The organism is Gemmatimonadales bacterium (assembly GCA_036279355.1).
GTDB lineage: Bacteria > Gemmatimonadota > Gemmatimonadetes > Gemmatimonadales > GWC2-71-9 > DASQPE01.
Map to the genome: position 1 here is coordinate 216,281 of DASUJH010000024.1, position 16,671 is coordinate 232,951.

A 16,671-nucleotide genomic window follows, 5' to 3' on the forward strand; every position below is an offset into this window, starting at 1 on the left:
GATGCGCCTCCGCCTGCTCCTTCCGAGTGCCCTCGTGGTGCTCGTGACCGGGCAGGCGGCGGCACAGGCGGGCAAGGTGTCGACGGCGCAGGTCATCACGCTGGCAGCGGTCAAACCCGGGCAGCTCACGCTCGCGGTCACGGCCGGCGCCGTGCAGTCGCTGCCGACGCTGACCGATAACGCCGTTAACGTCTTCCCGACCCCGGTCACGATCCAGACGGAATGGGACGTCAACCCCGGCAAGACCGGGACGGTGAATGTCGTCGGTTGGTTCAGCTCGCCGGCGCAGGCGTTGGTGAATGGGTCAACCGGGACGCCGATCCCGTCGAGCATGATGAAGGGACGGATGCTGACCGGCGCCGTCCCCGCCTTCACCGCTTTCACCCAGAACGGCGTCGGCGGGGTGGGGAGCGCGGGCGGCAGTCTCCGGTTGCTCAACCTTACGATCACCGGCACCAACAAGAAGGTCACGCGCACCGACAACCTCGACCTCGAGATCGACCTCACCGGCGCGGCAGTGCTGCCGATCGGCACCTACAGCGGCACGCTCAACCTCGAGGCGATCACCCAGTAGAGCCCCGAGTCATGCCAGGTAAATCCCGCCCCACGTCCAACGCCGTGCGACGCCGCCGGACCGCGCCATCGCGGATCCGCGCGGCGATTCTCGCGGCCCTGCTCGCGCCGGCGGGATACCTCCTGCCAACCCCGCTCGCCGCGCAGACCGTGAGCCCGCCGGTCGCCGAGTATACCGAGCGCGCCCGGTCGAGCTTTCGGCTCACCAATGGCACCATCTTCCCGCTCACCGCGGTGCTCGAGGTGAAGGGGTTCCGCGTTACCGAACAGGGAGAGGTCGTGCCGGCGCCGATCGATACGTCGCGAGTGCATGTGCGCCTCTCGGCGACGAGCTTCCGGATCCCGCCCCGCGCCACCTACACGGTCTTCTACGAGGCTACCGCCGACAGCACGCCGGCCTGGTTCACCATCTCGTCGGCGCTGAGCGGGGCGCGCACCGATGATGGCATCAATTTGCGGATCATCCTGCCGCACGTGGTGTACCTCAACCAGAAGCAACCGCTCGCGCACGACGAGATCGTGGTACACCGGATCGAGCTCGACTCCGCGACGAAGAAGGCGCGCGTGCTGCTGGAGAACATCGGCCCTCACCTTGGCAGGGCGCAGACGCTCTCACTGGAGACCGCCGATGGCGAGCGGCATCCGGGCGGCGGCTTTCCGATGTTCCCGCACTTCCGCCGGTGGGCCGAGGTCGATTGGGATCTGGCCGCGCCGCCGGCGCGGGCAGAAATCCGGTTCGCGAAGTTCACGATCGATACCGCCCCCGGTGGCCCCCGCTCGTGACCCGCCGCGCCCATCGCTGATCGCGGCCGTCTGCGCGGCCGCTGCGCTTGTCATGCTCGCGCCGATCCGCCTCCCGGCCCAGACCGTGGTCGAGATGCAGGGAGGCGCGTCGTCACTCACGGGAGGGTACGGGGCCACCAGCAATTTCTGGCACCAGGGCGTGGATGGGTGGGTCGGCATCGGCTGGCTCGACGGGCTCCGCGTCGGCGCCTTCCTCCGCACCGCGATCGGCCGCGACACCCTTCGCCTCGGCAACGACGTCCTCTCGCTCCGCTACCCCACCGACGTCTTCGGCGGGGGCTTCAACGTGCTGGTGCAGGGCGCGCAATTCCAGCACACGACGCGCGACGGAAACGCCGTGTTGTTCGCCGGCGCGAGCTCGGCCGGTCTCGCGGCCCCGTCGTTCTCCGCCTGGAAGGCGCGCGCACCGATGGGGGCGCTGCTCCTCGAGCGGCGGGTCTCGCCCACCGTGCGGCTCAGTACGAGCGCGGTGTTCGCCGAAACGGAAACCATCGTGCCCGGCGTCGAGTGGCATCCCACGCCGGACGTCACGACAGCGCTCGCGGCCGGGACGGGCGGGGGCCGGCCCTATGCGGCGTCGAGCCTCGTGCTCACACGCGGGCCGCTCACCGTACGCGGCTCCTACGTTTACAATCCGCGCCGCTTCCGTCCCGCATCGACGCCGGCGCCCAGCCAGAGCCAGCTCGATCGCGAGAACCTGCTCGTGACCTATGAGGTGGGATCGGCCTTCTCGATCGGGGTGGGGCACCAGAACTTCGTGCAGGACTCGGCCGACGCAGTGGCGCCGATCCGCGCATCGGGCAACTCGTTCTACCTGGGCGGACGCCTGGGCGAGATGCGCCTCACGGCCGGCGTGTACGATTCGCGTTCCGATACGCTGAGCAACCTGAGCTCATTCATCGCCGTGGGCCGGCAGCTCACGTCGTGGCTCGATGCCGAAGCGTTCCTGCTGCAGAGCCGGCCCCATGGGCGGCCGTCGAGCACGACGCCCCTCATGAATCTGCGCGAGCGCATCTCGCCCCGCATCGGCCTCATGCAGCAACTCAGCCGAAGCGACGGCAGGTTGCGGGTGCGGTTCGGCGGGAGCCTGCTCACCGCGCTGGGTGAGATCGGCGTGGATTACGAGGTGGTACACCAGCCGTTCCAGCCGCTCGATCCCTTCCGCAGCGCGCTCAACCTGACCGCGCGGATCCAGCTCGGCAGCTACTCGACCAACATCGGAACGTTCATCGCGCCCGACGGAAGCGTCGACTACTCGGCCTCGGGCAGCACGTTCCTCTACATGGGTCAGTACGGCGCGATGCCGCCGCGGGCCATCGGCGCCCAGATCGCGCACTACATCGTGCGCGGCCGCGTGCTGGATGACGCGGGGCAGCCGGTCGAAGGCGCGGCTGTCGCCTTCAACGGGCAGACGGCCTTCACCAACTCGAAGGGCGAGCTCATGCTTCGCACCAGGCACCCGGAGCACTTCCACCCCGAGGTGCTGCTGGACCAGTTCCTGTTGCCCGGCCACTGGCGGGTGGTGAGCGTGCCCGAGGAGGTCGTGGCGCAGCCGGAGCAGCGCGCAACGATGATCGACATCATGCTCGAGCGCGCCGTTGCGGCTGCGCTCGCGCCCGAGCCGCGATGAAATCGCCCCAGCGACCAACCGTCGCCGGGGCGATCGACAATCGGGACGGCGGGATTTGAACCCGCGACCCCTGCAACCCCATTGCAGTGCGCTACCGGACTGCGCTACGTCCCGTGCTCGGAAGCCTTCTTGCCGAGGCGGAAGTGTAGCCCGCGGGTCTCGAGGGCGGAAGGGGTATATTTCGGCATGAATCGCCGCCGGTTTCTTGGTCGGGCCGCGGGCAGCGCCGCGGCCTTCGGCGTGCTGCGCGAGCTCGGCGCGTGCAGCCCCGCCGCGCCTGCCGCCGTCGCTCCGAACGCAGGCTCGGCGGATGGCGCCGCCACCGGCGCCTTCCGCCAGCTGCGCGATCAGTACTTCGTCGACACCCTGCGTCGCTATCCCGTCGTCTCCACCTACCTGGGCGGCGACGGCTACAGCCCGGCGCTCGCCGGCGTGAACGGCACCCTGCGCGACTTCCGGCCCGAGGCGCTCGCCGATGAGATCGCGTTCCTCAAGGGAATCGATCGGGCGCGCCAGCGCATCGACGCGGCGGCGCTCGCACCGGCCGACCGAATTGACCACGGCGTGCTCGGCGCGCAGGTCGCCTTCGTCCTCCATCAACTCGACGAGCGGCACTATCCGGAGCGAGCGGTCGACACGTACGTCGCCGAGCCATTCCGCGGCGTCGATTGGCAACTGCAGCAGATGCAGGACCTCGCCGGCGGTGCGCGCGGCACCGCGGACGAGTGGGAGCTGGTCGGCCGCCGGCTGCGCACCGTGCCCGCGTACCTCGACGCCGCGCGCGCGCGGCTCCTGGCGGGGCGGCGCGCCGGCAACCTCCCCGACCGGCGCCTCATCGCGGAGGACGGCGTCGCCGGCAGCCAGGCCAACGTCGACTATTTCCGCAGCACCCTCCCGCGTACCGCCGCCGGCTATCTCGGCAAGAGTGCCGCGGCCAGCCGCACGCTCGAGCGACTCACCGAGGCGGGCGCGGCCGCAGCCGCCGCCTTCGATGCCTTCGCGCGCTTCCTCCGCGAGAGCTTTCCCGACGACGGTACGGCCGACCGGTTCGCCGCAGGCGAGCAGGAGTACGATTGGCGGCTCGCCAACTGCCTCCGCGTGGATCGACGTGCCGCGGACCTGTGGGAGTACGGCGCCGCGCAGGTGGCGCTTTACGAGGACCGGATCTCCCGCGTGGCGGCGGAGGTGGCGCGCGACGCCGGGCTGAGCGTGAGCTTCGGCAATCCGAACGAGCGCCGCGCGGCCGTGCGGCAGGTCATGCAGCACCTCTCAGAGGATTCGCCGCGCGATGACGACGAGCTGTTCCGCTGGTATCGAGAGGCCGGAAAGCGTGCGGTGGCCTACGGGCGCGAGCAACAGCTCTTCGACATCCCAGCCGACTACCGCCTCGACGTCGTCCCGACACCCCCGGTGCTCCGCAGTACGATCGACGCCGCCTACTACCCCGCACCGCCCTTCAAGCACTCGGGCGTGGGGCGGTTCTATCTCACGCCCACCGGCAACGACCCCGGCGCGCTCAGGGTGAACAACCGCGCGTCGGTCGCCGACACCGCGGTGCACGAAGGCTTTCCCGGTCACGACTGGCACTACAAGTACATGACGCAGCACGCCGCCGAGATTTCCAACATCCGCTGGCTTACGCCGGGGGCCGTCGAGGACTCGTCGTCGATGTGGGAGGACTCGATGGCCGCCGAGGGCTGGGCGCTTTACAGCGAAGAGCTGATGGCGGAGCCGGCGCGCGGCCGCCCCCACGGCTTCTATACGGCGGCGGAGCATCTCTACGAGCTGCAGGGCCAGTTGCTCCGAGCCGTGCGCGTGCGCGTCGACGTGGGGATGCACACCGGCCGGATGTCCTTCGACGACGCGGTGGACTACTTCACCGAACACGTGTCATTCTACCCGGGCGCGTGCGCGGCGGCCGGCCGGGACGACACCGCGCACGCCATCTGCGCCACGGCCCGGCGGGCCATCTATCGCTACTCGAAGTGGCCTACTCAAGCCGTCACATACAACCTCGGCAAGAGCGCGATCGCGGCGCTGCGCGGCGCGCTGAGCGCGCGCGCGGGGCGCGGCTTCTCGGCGCGCGCATTCCACGAACGCTTGATGCGGATGGGCACCATTCCGGCTGGTTACTTCCGGGAGGAGATGCTCGCCAACCCGGTCTGAGCGCGCCGTATCGCACGTTCTGGCTGTGCCGCATGGCCGTATGCCGCGGACCCCCACGCCTGTGACTGTCCCCACCTCAGAGATCGGCCGCTGCTACCGATACTAGGACCAGCCCGGAGCGGTAACCGGGCCGGCACGTTGCCGGAAGGGACACGCCCGGGGCGCGCGGCATACCCTGTGCGAAGCAGGGCCGGCGGCCCCCGGCCCGGAGGGACTGCAATGCACGACGACGAACGCCTGCCATGGGAGAGCGACGGCGACCTGCCGTGGGAGGGCCGGTCGGCGGCTTGGGAGCCGGATGCTGCCGAGACCTGGCGCGGCGACATCCACCTGCGGGAATGGCCCGAGGAACTCGCCGGACCGGAGTACTGGCTCTACAAGAAACTGGATGAAGACGGGACGTGACTTCGGCCCATGAAGGCCGGCCAACGGGCCCCTACCGGGGCCCTTGACTTGTTCTAACTAGCTGATAATTTTCAACTTACATCCGGTTCGGCCACTGTTCGGTCGGGTGCGCCGGCGGCCCCTGCGGGTCGCGGCGCCGGCCGGCGGTTCGCGGCGGGCCGGTGGGTTTATTCGAGGCATGACATCTGTGCAGCAGGAGACAGGGTGAATGGCTGAGACGTTGCCGACTCCCACCGAGACCGTGCCGGTGCCGCTGGCGCCGCCGTCGTGGGATCCGTTCCAGTTGATGGATCGACTGGATGAAGAAGCGCTCCGCAAGGAGCTGGAAGGCGTGGCATCGAACGATCTCGTCTACGTCGTGAAAGAGGGTGGCCACGAGGTGGTGGGCCTCTCGAAGACCGGCGTCGACGAATGCTGTCTGGCGCTGGTCGCGCAGGGGCAGGTGATCCGCGAGGAGGATCTCGCGTATGAAATCATCGGCGAGGGCGAAGAGCGCGAGGCGTTGTTCAAGGTGAAGGCGGCGCGGTTCGCGGTGTCGCCCGAGGGGCAGGAGGTCCGGCTCGACCAGGTCATCGGCGTCAAGCGGCAGGCGCTCTTCTACGAGCCGGCGCAGCTCGATCTCGACGCCAGGGTGCCGAGCAAGAAGTATCGCGGCCGCACCTACCGCGAGTTGCTCCAGACGGACGAGGGGCGCGATTACCTCGCCTGGATGGCCGACAACTTCAACGAAACCGAGATCCGCGACTTCGTCCGCCGCATTCTTGCGGGCGAGGAGGTCGTGGCGCTCAGGGGCAAGCAGCTCAATCCGCACTGGTACGAGGCCGGTGCCATGAAGGCGGCGCGGAACGCACGCTTCCGTCTGATTCCGGGCTCGGTGCGGGCGCAGGTGATCGCGCAGGCGCGCCAGGCAGGCCAGACGCGCGTGGTCGAGCGCACTGTCACCCGCGGCGATGCGCGGAGCGCGGCACCGGCGGATGCGCGGAGCGCAGCGCCGAGTGCGCCCGCGGCAGCGCCCGCCACAGCGCGGCACGAAGAGGTGGCCGCGGCGCGTCCGGCCCCGTACGCGCCGACCGAGAAGCAGGTCGCGTTTTTCCAGCGGCTGGCGGATTCTCCGGTCTTCTCCGAGGAGGAGCGGAAGCGCGCCTTCGAGTGGCTCGCGACCAAGGCCACGCGGCAGACGATCAAGGATCAGATCGACTGGCTCAAGCGCCAGGTGGAAACCCGCCGCGGGCGCGACACGGCGGCCTGAGCGCGTCACAATCGAACCGGTACGCACGGGCGGTGAGGAATTCCTCACCGCCCTTACCGTGTCCGGCACCCCCGCTCATATTTCCCGCATCCCTTGCCCGCCGCCTCGTCGGCCTCTCGTGCAACGCTTTGCAGCGTCGGCTGATTCGTTCGCGCCAGTCGCCCCGCCGTCGAGCCCTGCTGAGGAAGCGCTGAGAGTAAGCGAGGAGCGCCTCAAGCTGGCGCTCCTCGCAACGGACACGCGGCTCTGGGAATGGCACGCGGAGACCGGCGCCCGATTTGTCGGCGACGGGTGGACCACGCTGCTCGGCGACCAAGCGGAGGCGCTCGACGGCGGCGCCCATCTTCCCACCCGCTTCATCCACCCCGACGACCTGCCGGCGGTGGCGCACCGCCTGGAGCAACATCTGGCGGGCGTCGCGCCGCTCTTCGACGCGGAGTACCGGCTCCGCACCCAGCGCGGCGAGTGGCGCTGGGTGCACGACCGCGGGCGCGTGGTCGAGCGCGATGACGGCGGCAAGCCAATGCGCCTGATCGGCATGCAGACGGACGTGACCGAGCGCAAGGAGACAGACGCGGCGCTTTTCCGCGAGCGGGAGCGCGCACTCGTCACCCTCGCCTCGATCGCCGACGCGGTGATCACCACCGACAGCCGCGGCATCGTCGACTACCTGAACCCCGTCGCGGAGTACCTCACCGGCTGGTCGCTGGCGGAGGCGAGGGGCGAGCCGCTGACACGCGTGTTCACCGTGCTGCACGACACCACCCGCGAGCCGGTGGAGACCTCTGCCGAGCGGGTGCTCGACGAGGCGCGGCCGATGGGGCTCACCAGCCATCTCACCCTGGTGCGCCGCGACGGCGTCGAGTTCGCCGTGGACGAGTCGGCCGCCCCGCTTCGCGCGCGCGACGGGGGGCTCACCGGCGTGGCCGTGGTGTTCCGCGACGCGACGCCGCAGCGCCAGATAACCCGCCAGCTCTCGCACCAGGCGACCCATGATCCACTCACCGGGCTCGTAAACCGGCGTGAGCTCGAACGACGGCTCGCCCGCGTCGTGGCAAGCGCCGAGGAAGCGGGAACGACGCACGGGCTCTGCTACCTGGACCTCGACCGCTTCAAGGCGGTGAACGACTCGTGCGGCCACGCGGCGGGCGATGCCCTCCTCCGGCAGCTCGCCGGAATCCTGCGCAGCGAGCTCCGCGGCCGAGACACGCTCGCGCGTCTGGGCGGCGATGAGTTCGCCGTGCTGCTCGAGCATTGCGAGCTGGACCAGGCGCGCCGCATCGCCGACGCGCTCCGCCTGGCCGTGCAGAATTTCCGCTTCGCCTGGGATGACGCGACCTTCAGCCTCGGCGTCAGCATCGGCCTGGTCGAGATCACGGCGGCCACCGGCACCGAGGCGGACGTGCTGCGCGCGGCCGACGCGGCCTGCTATCGTGCCAAGTACGCGGGGCGGAACCGCGTCCACGTCGCCCGCACGGAGGAGCAGGCGGCGCCCGCCGCGCCCGCCCGCATGGACTGGGCGGCGCGCATCACCCGCGCACTCGAGCACAGCCAGTTCCGGCTCTACGTGCAGCCGATCGTTCCGCTCGTGGTGAACGGCGAGGCAGCACGGCGAAACGTGCCCGCCTCCGGATTCTGGGAGGTATTCCTGCGCCTCGAGGACGACGAAGGCGTGATGCTCCCGGCCGGCGCATTTCTGCCTGCGGCCGAGCGCTACGACCTCATGACGATGATCGACCGATGGGTCGTGCGGGAGACCATTACACGGCTCGCCGGCTGGCGTCCGCCCTCCGCGGGCGCGACGCTCCCGCTCTGCTGCATCAACCTTGGCGCAGGGTCGCTGCGCGACGACGCGCTGCTCGGCGTAATCGAGGAAGAGCTGACCGCGCATCGGCTCCCGCCGTCGTCGCTCTGCTTCGAGATCAACGAATCCGCCGTGCTGGCCGACCTGGGCCAGGCGGTCGCGTTCTGCCGCGGACTGCGCGCGCTCGGTTGCCGGGTCGCGCTCGACGACTTCGGCGGCGGGCTCGCGTCGTTGCACCACCTCAAGGCGCTCCCGCTCGATCTGCTCAAGCTGAGCGCGGCGCTCACGCGCGGTCTCGAGGCCGATCCACTGCAAGGCGTGGTGGCGCGCGCGGCGAGCCAGGCTGCCGCAGTGCTCGGCCTTCCGACCGTCGCAACGGGCGCCGATTCCGCCGGCGTCGTCGCGGCGCTCAAAGCGCTCGGGCTCGACTACGCCCAGGGATTCGCGCTCGGCCGCCCCCGCCCCATCGAGGAGTTGATGGTGCAAGCAGAGCGCGCACCGGCCTGACCGCGACCATGCGCGTGAACCCGACGACTTCCGCACCGACCGGGTTTGCCCTGCCCCGCGCCGCGCTCGCGATGCTCGGTGCGGTCGGCGTGTCCGCGCTCGCGGCGTGCGCCGGCGAGCCGGTCGAACCGACGCCGACCGTGCCGGTGGCGAGCGTGGTGGTCGTGCCGGCGACGCCGGTCGTGGGGGTCGGGGCCGCGGCGCCGCTCACTGCCGTCACCCTGAACGCCGGCGGCGACACCCTGCCGCGCCGCCGAATCGCGTGGGCCAGCGCCGATCCCGCGGTCGCGACGGTAGACGCGGCGGGCGTGGCGACCGGTGTCGCGGCCGGCAGCGCGCGGATCACCGCAACCTCCGAGGGCCGGAGCGGCTCGGTCACCCTCACCGTGAGCACCACGCGGGTGGCCGCGGTGCAGGTGGCTCCCGCGACGCTCAGGCTCTCGACCGGCGCCACGGCGACGCTCACCGGCACCGCGCTCGACGGCGGCGGTGCGCCGCTTCCGGGTCGGGTGTTCGCGTGGGCGTCGTCGGCACCCGGCGTCGCCGAGGTATCGGCCAGCGGCGCCGTGCGCGGCGTAAGCGCGGGGAGCGCCACGATTCGCGGTACCTCGGAGGGCCAACACGCCGATGTCACCGTGGCCGTGACGCGGGCCGCCGTCGCCACGGTGACGATCACGCCTGCCGGCGCGAGCGTCGGCCTCGGTGACACGCTGCAACTCACCGCCGTGGCAAAGGACGCCGCCGGCAACGTGCTCGGCGATCGTACGGTCAGCTGGACCAGTGCCGACCCGACGATCGCCGTGGTGTCGCCGGCGGGCGCCGTGCGCGGGCGCGCGCCGGGGCGCGTGACGATCACCGCGGCCGCGGAAGGCGCCACGGGCATGGCCGCCGTCGTCGTCGCGCTTCGGTTCAGCGCGGTGAGCGCTGGTCAGGACTTCACCTGCGGCGTGACGCCGGTCGCCACGGCCTTCTGCTGGGGGCGCGACGTGAACGGCTCGCTGGGCGGCGCCGGCGGAGATCGCAACGCGCCCGCCGCGGTGTCGCTGCCGCCCGGCGTGCAGTTCGATTCGGTGAGCGCCGGCGCCGACCACGCCTGCGCGCTGAGTGCGCAGGGCGGCGTCTGGTGCTGGGGCACCAATACCTTCGGGCAGCTCGGTGACGGCACGCTCATCAACAGCGGCACGCCGGTGCTCGCGAGGACGCCGGCCGGCCTCGAGTTCGTGGCGGTGAGCGCCGGCGCGGAGTTCACCTGCGCGCTCGCCACGACGCACGTGGCGTATTGCTGGGGACTCAACGACTCGGGCCAGCTCGGCAATGCGACCAACGTTGCCACCAACACGCCGAACCCGACGCCGCTCGAGGTGGGCGGCGGACCCTTCGCGAGCCTCGGCGCCACCCAGGGGCACGTCTGTGCGGTGGGCGACAACAGCAACAGCCTCGCCTTCTGCTGGGGGAGCAATCTGACCGGCGAGCTCGGCCGCGGCGGAAGCGCCGGCACCGGCGACTTCGTGCCAGCACCGGTGCTCGGCTCCTCGCCTTACGCGACGGTGGCGGGCGGTTTCGGATTCAGTTGCGGCATCCAGACCGGCGGAGGGGCGTTCTGCTGGGGCAGCAATGGCGCGGGTGAGCTGGGCACGTCGACTCCGTTCACCACACAGACGTTCCCGGTGGCGGTGGATGGCGGGCACACGTTCACGCAGCTCTCGACCGGGCAGGCGCTCGCCTGCGGCGTGAGCACGAGCGGTGCGGGGTTCTGCTGGGGCTCGGATGCGTTCGGCCAGGTGGGCGACGGGACCACGGGCGGCACGCCGATCACGCCGGCGCCGCAGGCGGTGGCGGGCGGAATCGCGTTCATCGCGATCGATGCAGGCTACACCCACGCCTGCGGCGTCGCCGCAGACCACCGCGCCTATTGCTGGGGCCGCGCCCAGCCCGGCGCGCACGGCGGCGCAAGCGCGCTGGGCGACGGGAAGTCGGCCGACAGCAACGTTCCGGTGCTCGTCGCCACCCAGTGAGCGGGGGCGGCGCGCCCCGCTCATCAGCGTGCGTTCACTTGATCTCGCCGAGCCGCCGGAGCGACGGCACTCGCCACGCCGTGAGTGCCACTACCGCCAGCGTCACTGCGCCTCCGGCCACCACCGCTGGCACCGTCCCGATGAGCCGCGCCGCCACGCCGGACTCGAAGGCACCGATCTCGTTGGATGATCCGATGAAGATCTGATTTACCGATGATACCCGGCCCAGCAGCGGCTCGGGGGTCATCACCTGCACCATCGTCGAGCGGATCACGACGCTCACCATGTCCACTGCCCCGCCGATCGCGAGCAGCAGCACCGAGAGCGCAAAGTTGCGCGAAAGCCCGAACCCGACGATCGAGAGCCCGAAGAGCCCGACGTTGGTGAGCAGCGCGCGTCCGGCGCGGCCAACCGGTGGCCGGTGCGCGAGCAGCAGCGACATGACCACTGCACCTGCGGACGGCGCGGCCCGAAGCACGCCCAGACCCTGGGGACCCACCCGCAGGATGTCGGCGGCGAATATCGGAAGCAGCGCGGTGGCGCCCCCAAAAAGCACGCTGAAGAGATCGAGGGTGAGGGCACCGAGCAGCACCGCGTGCGCGCGCACGAAGCGCACGCCGGCAGAGAGTCGCTCGAAGACGGCACCCGTCTCGGCCGGCACCGGCGTGGACGCGTGCCGCACCCGCGCGAGCGCGGCGAGCCCCACGGCCATGAGGGCGACGTCGGCGCCGTAGGCGGTACGGATGCTGGAGAAGCCGTAGAGCAGCCCGCCCAGGGCGGGCCCGAACACGGCTGCGAGCTGCCAGGTCGAGCTCCGCCAGGCCACCGCGTTGGGATAGAGCGCGCGCGGAACCAGCTCGGCGCCGAGGGCCTGGCGCGCGGGCTGGAGGAAGCTCCGCGCGATACCGCTCACAAAGATGACCGCGTAGATCGGCCAGACGCGGCCGTCCGCGATGATCCCGGACCGGAGCGTGAACGCGAGCAGCGCGGCGGAGCAGCCGAGCATCACGATGAGCGCGGCGAGGGCGATGCGGCGCCGGTCGCGCAGGTCGGCGACGTGTCCGGCGAAGAGCGCGATCGTGATGAACGGCAGCGCCTCGGCGAGGCCCACGAGCCCAAGCGAGAGCGGATCGTGGGTGACGTCATAGATCTGCCAACCGACGACAACCGCCTGCATCTGGGTAGCGACGGTCATCGCCAGCACACTGGCGATGAACCAGCGGAAATTCGGGATGCGGAGTGCGGCGTAGGGATCGTGCCGCGGAACAGCCCCGGCGGCCGGGGCCGTCACTGGCCGCAGTGCAGCGGCTCGCCGATCGGAGTGGGGTCGACCAGCAGCGACGTGGTGTCGGCCACGCCCATGAGGATGCCAGTCACGATCGCCTTGCCAGCCTGGATGCCGAGGACAAGGGCAGAGTCGCCGGACTGGGGGGTCACCGTGACCGTCTGTGCGTCGCTGGTTCGCCAGTCGATGGGCCGAAGCCCGGCTGGCAGCGGCTGCCCGAGGGAGTCAAACGCGGTGAGGGTGAGCACCGTGCTGAAGCCCTGGCGGAGACAGACGGCATCGGGCACCACGTTCACCTTGAAAACGATGCGGATGACGGTGAAATCCGCGGTGGCCGATTGGCCGCCGCTCGCCGCCTTGATCGTCGTGCGGCCCGGGCTCACCGCCGTCACGACGCCGTTCGGCGCCACCATTGCCACCGCGGGCGCGCTCGAGCTCCAGGTCACCACGCGGCCGCCCAGCAGCTTGCCGGAGCTGTCGCGGCTCTCGGCGCGGAGCCGGAGCGTGTCGGAGACGAAAAGGGTGTCGCGCGCGGTGGAGACGGTGAGGCTGGCGACGCTGATGAGCCCGGGCGGGGTGGGGTCGACGACCTCCCCGGCCTTGCATCCGGTGATCGCCACCGCCGCGAGCGCGAGCGCGCCGGCGAGCGCAATCGCTGGCAGTGAAGGACGTACGAAGGGCTTGCCGGCGGTTCGACGCATCGCTCCGCTGTCGCCTCGGGGTTCGGGTTTAGCGCGAGACGCTTTGCAGGCTGCAAAGATCGATCGGCGAGTCCGGAATATGAAGCCGCCGCTCCTGAGAGGGGAGCGGCGCTTGTGCACGCCGAAATCGTGCCCGGCCCGATTTGTGCCGGAAATCCGACCCGAGTGCCGGTTCCCAGACCATTCCTTCACGCCCGCCCTACCCCATGCCCGCCGACCAACCGCCGGCCCCGAGTCTCGACCGCGCCGCGCTTGCCATCCTGAGTGCGATGGTCTCGCTCATCGTGATCCTCACCGCCGTGCTGCTCGAAACCTCCATCCGACCGGCCGCGGACGGCGGCGGACCTGGCCCTTCGGCGGCCATCGCCGTCCAGCGATAGTCGGCGCGACGGCCGACCGGGCGCGGCCGGCCGGCGTCAGCGGCGGTTCCGGGTGTGGCCGTTGCCTCCTCCGCGCGGCACCGATTGGCGGGTGCGCACGACTGGCGCCTCGATCGGCTCGCCATGCAGGTGCGCCTCGACCATCCAGAGCCACTTGTCGATGCCGCGCGAGACCTCGGTCAGAATGTCGGCCGTATCGAGATCCTCCAGCTCATCCATCTCCTCGATTCCCAGGCGCACCGTGCGGCCGAACTGCGCCAGCACGTCGGACAGTGCCGCGACGTGCTCGCCGCCTGAATTGAGTGTGACCGGGTAATCCAGCAGCGACGTGCGTTCGGCCACCATGCGGGCCGTGCCCTCGGCAGTGCCGCCGAGCTGGACGATCCGCTCAGCGATCAGGTCGACGTAGTCCTCGACCTCTTCGTTGATCTCGTCGAACAGCTTGTGGAGGGCGATGAAGTTGAGGCCCTTCACGTTCCAGTGGGCCTGCTTGCACTGGGTTTGCAAGTCGATGCAGTCCGCGAGCCGCGGATTCAGCAGGTCGATTACCTGCTGGCGGATGTCGGGCGCGAGATCGTTCTTCGTGGGGTGGAGCTTGAGATCGGTGTCGGTGCGATTGGCCATCGGACTCCTCCTGCGTAAGGCCGCGTGCGGAGCCGGGCGGCTCCGCCCGGACAACTTGGGGAGGTGCCTTCAGGAACGCAACGCGCCCGCCGTCGAGGGCGGGCGCAATCGGGAGGAGAACTTCATGCCGGAGCCATGTGCCGCGCGGTAGAGCCACTGGTCGGATTTGAACCGACGACCGCTCGATTACGAATCGAGAGCTCTACCCCTGAGCTACAGTGGCTGGTGATTGCGACGGATGCGTGGAGACGGATGCCCTGGCGCGGATTCGAACCGCGACGCCTTTCGGCACTACCCCCTCAAGATAGCGTGTCTACCAGTTTCACCACCAGGGCGCGCGGCGACGGAAACTATCGGGCTAATCGTCGGTTCGGAAGGGGCCACTCTCCAGCGAACCCACCTTGCAGGGCGCCTCCTCAGCTCCCCCCATCATCGCCCCCGTCCCCATCACCGTGGCCGCCATGGCCCCCATGACCGCCGTGGCCGCCGTGACCGCCATCGCTGCCGCCATCGCCACCACCGCCGGTACCACCACCACCGCCGCCATCGCCATCGCCACCATTGCCGTCATTACCGCCCACCGCGGTCTGCGCGAACACCGCCGGCGATCCGTCGAGCCCCGCCGCCGAAGCGCGCGCGCTCTGGCCGCCCGGCGCACTACCCAGAACCCGGCGCGCGCTCGACAGGCCCTCGCCGTCAGTCGTGGCGTTCAGCGCGCTCACGCTGCCACCGCCGCTCGCGACGCTCCAATCGATCCGCACGCCGGCCACGCCGTTCCCGAACCGATCGGCGGCGCGGACAACGAGCGGCTCGGGGAGCGCGGTGCCGACTTCCGCCGACTGCCCGTCTCCGCTCACCAGCACGAGCCGTGTGGCCGAGCCCGGCGATGCGGTCGCCGAAAAGCTCGCGGTGAGCGCGGGCCCGTCGCTCCGAATGACCGCTGCGCTCGCCCGCTGGGTACCGAGGGTACTGCCGAGCACCCATCGCGCGCTCGCCTTTCCATCCGCATCGGTGAGCGCGGTATCGGGAACGAGCTGCGCGTCGGGAGTGCTGCCATCCGGCGCAAAGGTGACGGGCTGGGATGCCACTGGGCGGCCAGTGGCGTCGGTCACCTGCACGACGATTGAATCGCCCAGCGGCGCGCCGGCGCGACCGGTCTGACCATCGCCGGCAACGGCCGCAATCGTGGCGGGCGCAGCATCGCTCGGCAGCACCAGGTCGCTGCCGCCGCACGCGGTGCCGAGTGCCGCACCGAGCGCCAGAGCCAGCGAGGCGGTGGGCGGGCGCATCGGTCAGTCGCTCACTCGGAACGCCGCCGACTCGGCAGCCGTGAGATCGGGCGACGTGGCGACGAGCGTGTAGTCGCGTCCTTCGCGGTCGATCACGAGATCGTCAAACGTCGCGATGCCGTTCACCGCTTCCTCCGCGAGCGTGCCTGACAGGGTGCCGCCGGAGCGGTTCCGGCCCAGACCGACGGTGACGGTGGCGGCGGCGCTCGTGACCACCTCGCCGCCGCCGTCCTCCACGGCCACGTGTACCGGCGGCGCGATCGGCTGGTCCACGTTCGCCGATTTCGGCTGGGTCAAAAAGCCGAGCCGCGTCGCCGACCCTTCGGGCTCAGCCACGACGCTCGTGTAGGGGCTGCCGCCGATCGCATCGCCGTTCAGGGTGATCGCCACCGCGTCCTTTCCCGCGGCGGTCGGGGTGTACGCGGCGGTGTAGGTGCCGTTGCCCTGGTCAGCCGCCGTGAACGGGCTCACGGTGTTCGCGCCGGAAACGCCGACGACGACGAGGGCGCCACCGGTCTTGAGCTCGTGACCTTTCTTGTCTCGCGATTGCACGAGGATGTCGGTCGCGACGCCGACGGTCCCGGTCTTGGGGACCATCGCACTGGTGCGGCCGGCATCGGGCGAGGGAGGGGCCGCACTCACGTCGATCGGGGCCGAGGTGGCACCCGTAAGGCCGGGCGCCGAGAACCCGAGCGTGCGCTTGCCGGCGGCGCCGGTGATCGAGAGGTCGGTGAAGGTCGCGCGGCCGTTGCCGTCGGTCATCTGCGACGTGGTGCCGCCGAGCGTGCCTCCGCCCGATGCGATGCTGGCGGTCACCGTGATGCCTGCCGTTCCGATCGGGTTGCCCGAGCCATCGACCACCTGCACGGCCGGCTGTTGCGTGAACGGCACGCCGCTCACGGCGGTACTCGACGGCTGCGTGGCGACGGTGAGCCCGGTCGCGCTCGGGGGTGGTGGTGGTGGCGGCGGCGGCGGTGGCGGTGGGGCGGTGACGCTCACCGTGACCGTCTGGTCAATCGCGACGCCGCCCGCGCTGGCCGAGACGGTTTTGCCGCCCGCTACGCTCGAGGTGAACGAACCCGTGGCCACACCGGAGGAATTGGTGGGGCCGTTCGGCTGCGCGATCGTGTTGCCGTCGCCGCTCGCCGCGATCCTCACCGCGATGCCCGAGAGCGGATTGCCGCCCGCATCGCGCACGGTCACCGTGACGTTGGACGAGCCCTGGCCCGCGACGAAGGT

At 70.7% G+C, this 16,671-nt stretch carries 14 protein-coding genes and 3 tRNA genes; 9 read left to right on the forward strand and 8 right to left on the reverse strand.

Annotated features, from left to right (window positions below):
• The first annotated feature begins 1 nt into the window (after position 1).
• The 3 genes from VFW66_06855 to VFW66_06865 are packed head-to-tail and all read left to right on the forward strand — an operon-like array spanning position 2 to position 3,007.
• Complete coding sequence (locus VFW66_06855; GenBank protein HEX5386397.1) at positions 2-574, forward strand: hypothetical protein; 573 nt, start codon at positions 2-4, stop codon at positions 572-574.
• A gap of 11 nt (positions 575-585) precedes the next feature.
• Complete coding sequence (locus tag VFW66_06860; protein HEX5386398.1) at positions 586-1,356, forward strand: hypothetical protein; 771 nt, start codon at positions 586-588, stop codon at positions 1,354-1,356.
• A complete protein-coding gene (locus VFW66_06865) occupies positions 1,340-3,007 on the forward strand; it encodes a hypothetical protein (GenBank protein ID HEX5386399.1) in 1,668 nt (555 codons plus the stop codon). The genes VFW66_06860 and VFW66_06865 overlap by 17 nt, the downstream gene beginning before the upstream one ends.
• 40 nt (positions 3,008-3,047) lie before the next feature.
• Here VFW66_06865 and VFW66_06870 read toward each other — a convergent pair.
• Positions 3,048-3,121, reverse strand: a tRNA-Pro gene (locus VFW66_06870).
• 72 nt (positions 3,122-3,193) lie between these two features.
• Here VFW66_06870 and VFW66_06875 point away from each other — a divergent pair.
• The 5 genes from VFW66_06875 (at position 3,194) to VFW66_06895 (ending at position 11,153) form a co-directional block, all read left to right on the forward strand.
• Positions 3,194-5,173: a DUF885 domain-containing protein gene (locus tag VFW66_06875; GenBank protein ID HEX5386400.1), complete on the forward strand. Its 1,980-nt coding sequence runs from the start codon at positions 3,194-3,196 to the stop codon at positions 5,171-5,173.
• Between the two features lie 219 nt (positions 5,174-5,392).
• Positions 5,393-5,578, forward strand: a complete 186-nt coding sequence (locus VFW66_06880) for a hypothetical protein (GenBank protein HEX5386401.1) — start codon at positions 5,393-5,395, stop codon at positions 5,576-5,578.
• A gap of 208 nt (positions 5,579-5,786) precedes the next feature.
• Positions 5,787-6,827 carry a hypothetical protein gene (locus tag VFW66_06885; GenBank protein HEX5386402.1) on the forward strand — a complete coding sequence of 347 codons (1,041 nt, stop codon included), beginning with the start codon at positions 5,787-5,789 and terminating at the stop codon, positions 6,825-6,827.
• A gap of 118 nt (positions 6,828-6,945) precedes the next feature.
• The gene (locus VFW66_06890) at positions 6,946-9,138 is read left to right on the forward strand and encodes an EAL domain-containing protein (protein ID HEX5386403.1); all 2,193 of its coding nucleotides are present in this window, start codon (positions 6,946-6,948) and stop codon (positions 9,136-9,138) included.
• A 14-nt stretch (positions 9,139-9,152) separates the two neighbouring features.
• Entirely contained in the window at positions 9,153-11,153 is a 2,001-nt protein-coding gene (locus VFW66_06895; protein HEX5386404.1) for an Ig-like domain-containing protein, read from the forward strand.
• Between the two features lie 34 nt (positions 11,154-11,187).
• On the opposite strand, the gene VFW66_06900 is transcribed toward VFW66_06895, so the two are convergent.
• Together VFW66_06900 and VFW66_06905 are read right to left on the reverse strand one after the other, a co-directional pair.
• Positions 11,188-12,444 (reverse strand): MFS transporter, encoded by a 1,257-nt coding sequence (locus tag VFW66_06900; GenBank protein HEX5386405.1) that lies wholly within the window; start codon positions 12,442-12,444, stop codon positions 11,188-11,190.
• Positions 12,441-13,139, reverse strand: a complete 699-nt coding sequence (locus tag VFW66_06905; protein HEX5386406.1) for an Ig-like domain-containing protein — start codon at positions 13,137-13,139, stop codon at positions 12,441-12,443. The genes VFW66_06900 and VFW66_06905 overlap by 4 nt, the downstream gene beginning before the upstream one ends.
• Positions 13,140-13,345: 206 nt before the next feature.
• Between VFW66_06905 and VFW66_06910 the strand changes: the two genes are divergently transcribed.
• Positions 13,346-13,519 carry a hypothetical protein gene (locus VFW66_06910; GenBank protein HEX5386407.1) on the forward strand — a complete coding sequence of 58 codons (174 nt, stop codon included), beginning with the start codon at positions 13,346-13,348 and terminating at the stop codon, positions 13,517-13,519.
• A 36-nt stretch (positions 13,520-13,555) separates the two neighbouring features.
• Here VFW66_06910 and dps read toward each other — a convergent pair whose 3' ends face one another.
• The 5 genes from dps to VFW66_06935 all read right to left on the reverse strand — a co-directional run.
• The gene (gene dps, locus VFW66_06915) at positions 13,556-14,143 is read right to left on the reverse strand and encodes a DNA starvation/stationary phase protection protein Dps (GenBank protein HEX5386408.1); all 588 of its coding nucleotides are present in this window, start codon (positions 14,141-14,143) and stop codon (positions 13,556-13,558) included.
• A gap of 151 nt (positions 14,144-14,294) precedes the next feature.
• A tRNA-Thr gene (locus tag VFW66_06920) sits at positions 14,295-14,366 on the reverse strand.
• 30 nt (positions 14,367-14,396) lie between these two features.
• Positions 14,397-14,478 (reverse strand) — tRNA-Leu (locus VFW66_06925).
• 81 nt (positions 14,479-14,559) lie between these two features.
• Positions 14,560-15,432 carry an Ig-like domain-containing protein gene (locus tag VFW66_06930; protein ID HEX5386409.1) on the reverse strand — a complete coding sequence of 291 codons (873 nt, stop codon included), beginning with the start codon at positions 15,430-15,432 and terminating at the stop codon, positions 14,560-14,562.
• Positions 15,433-15,435: 3 nt separating this feature from the next.
• On the reverse strand, positions 15,436-16,671 hold a 1,236-nt coding region (locus VFW66_06935; GenBank protein HEX5386410.1), incomplete at its 5' end, for an invasin domain 3-containing protein.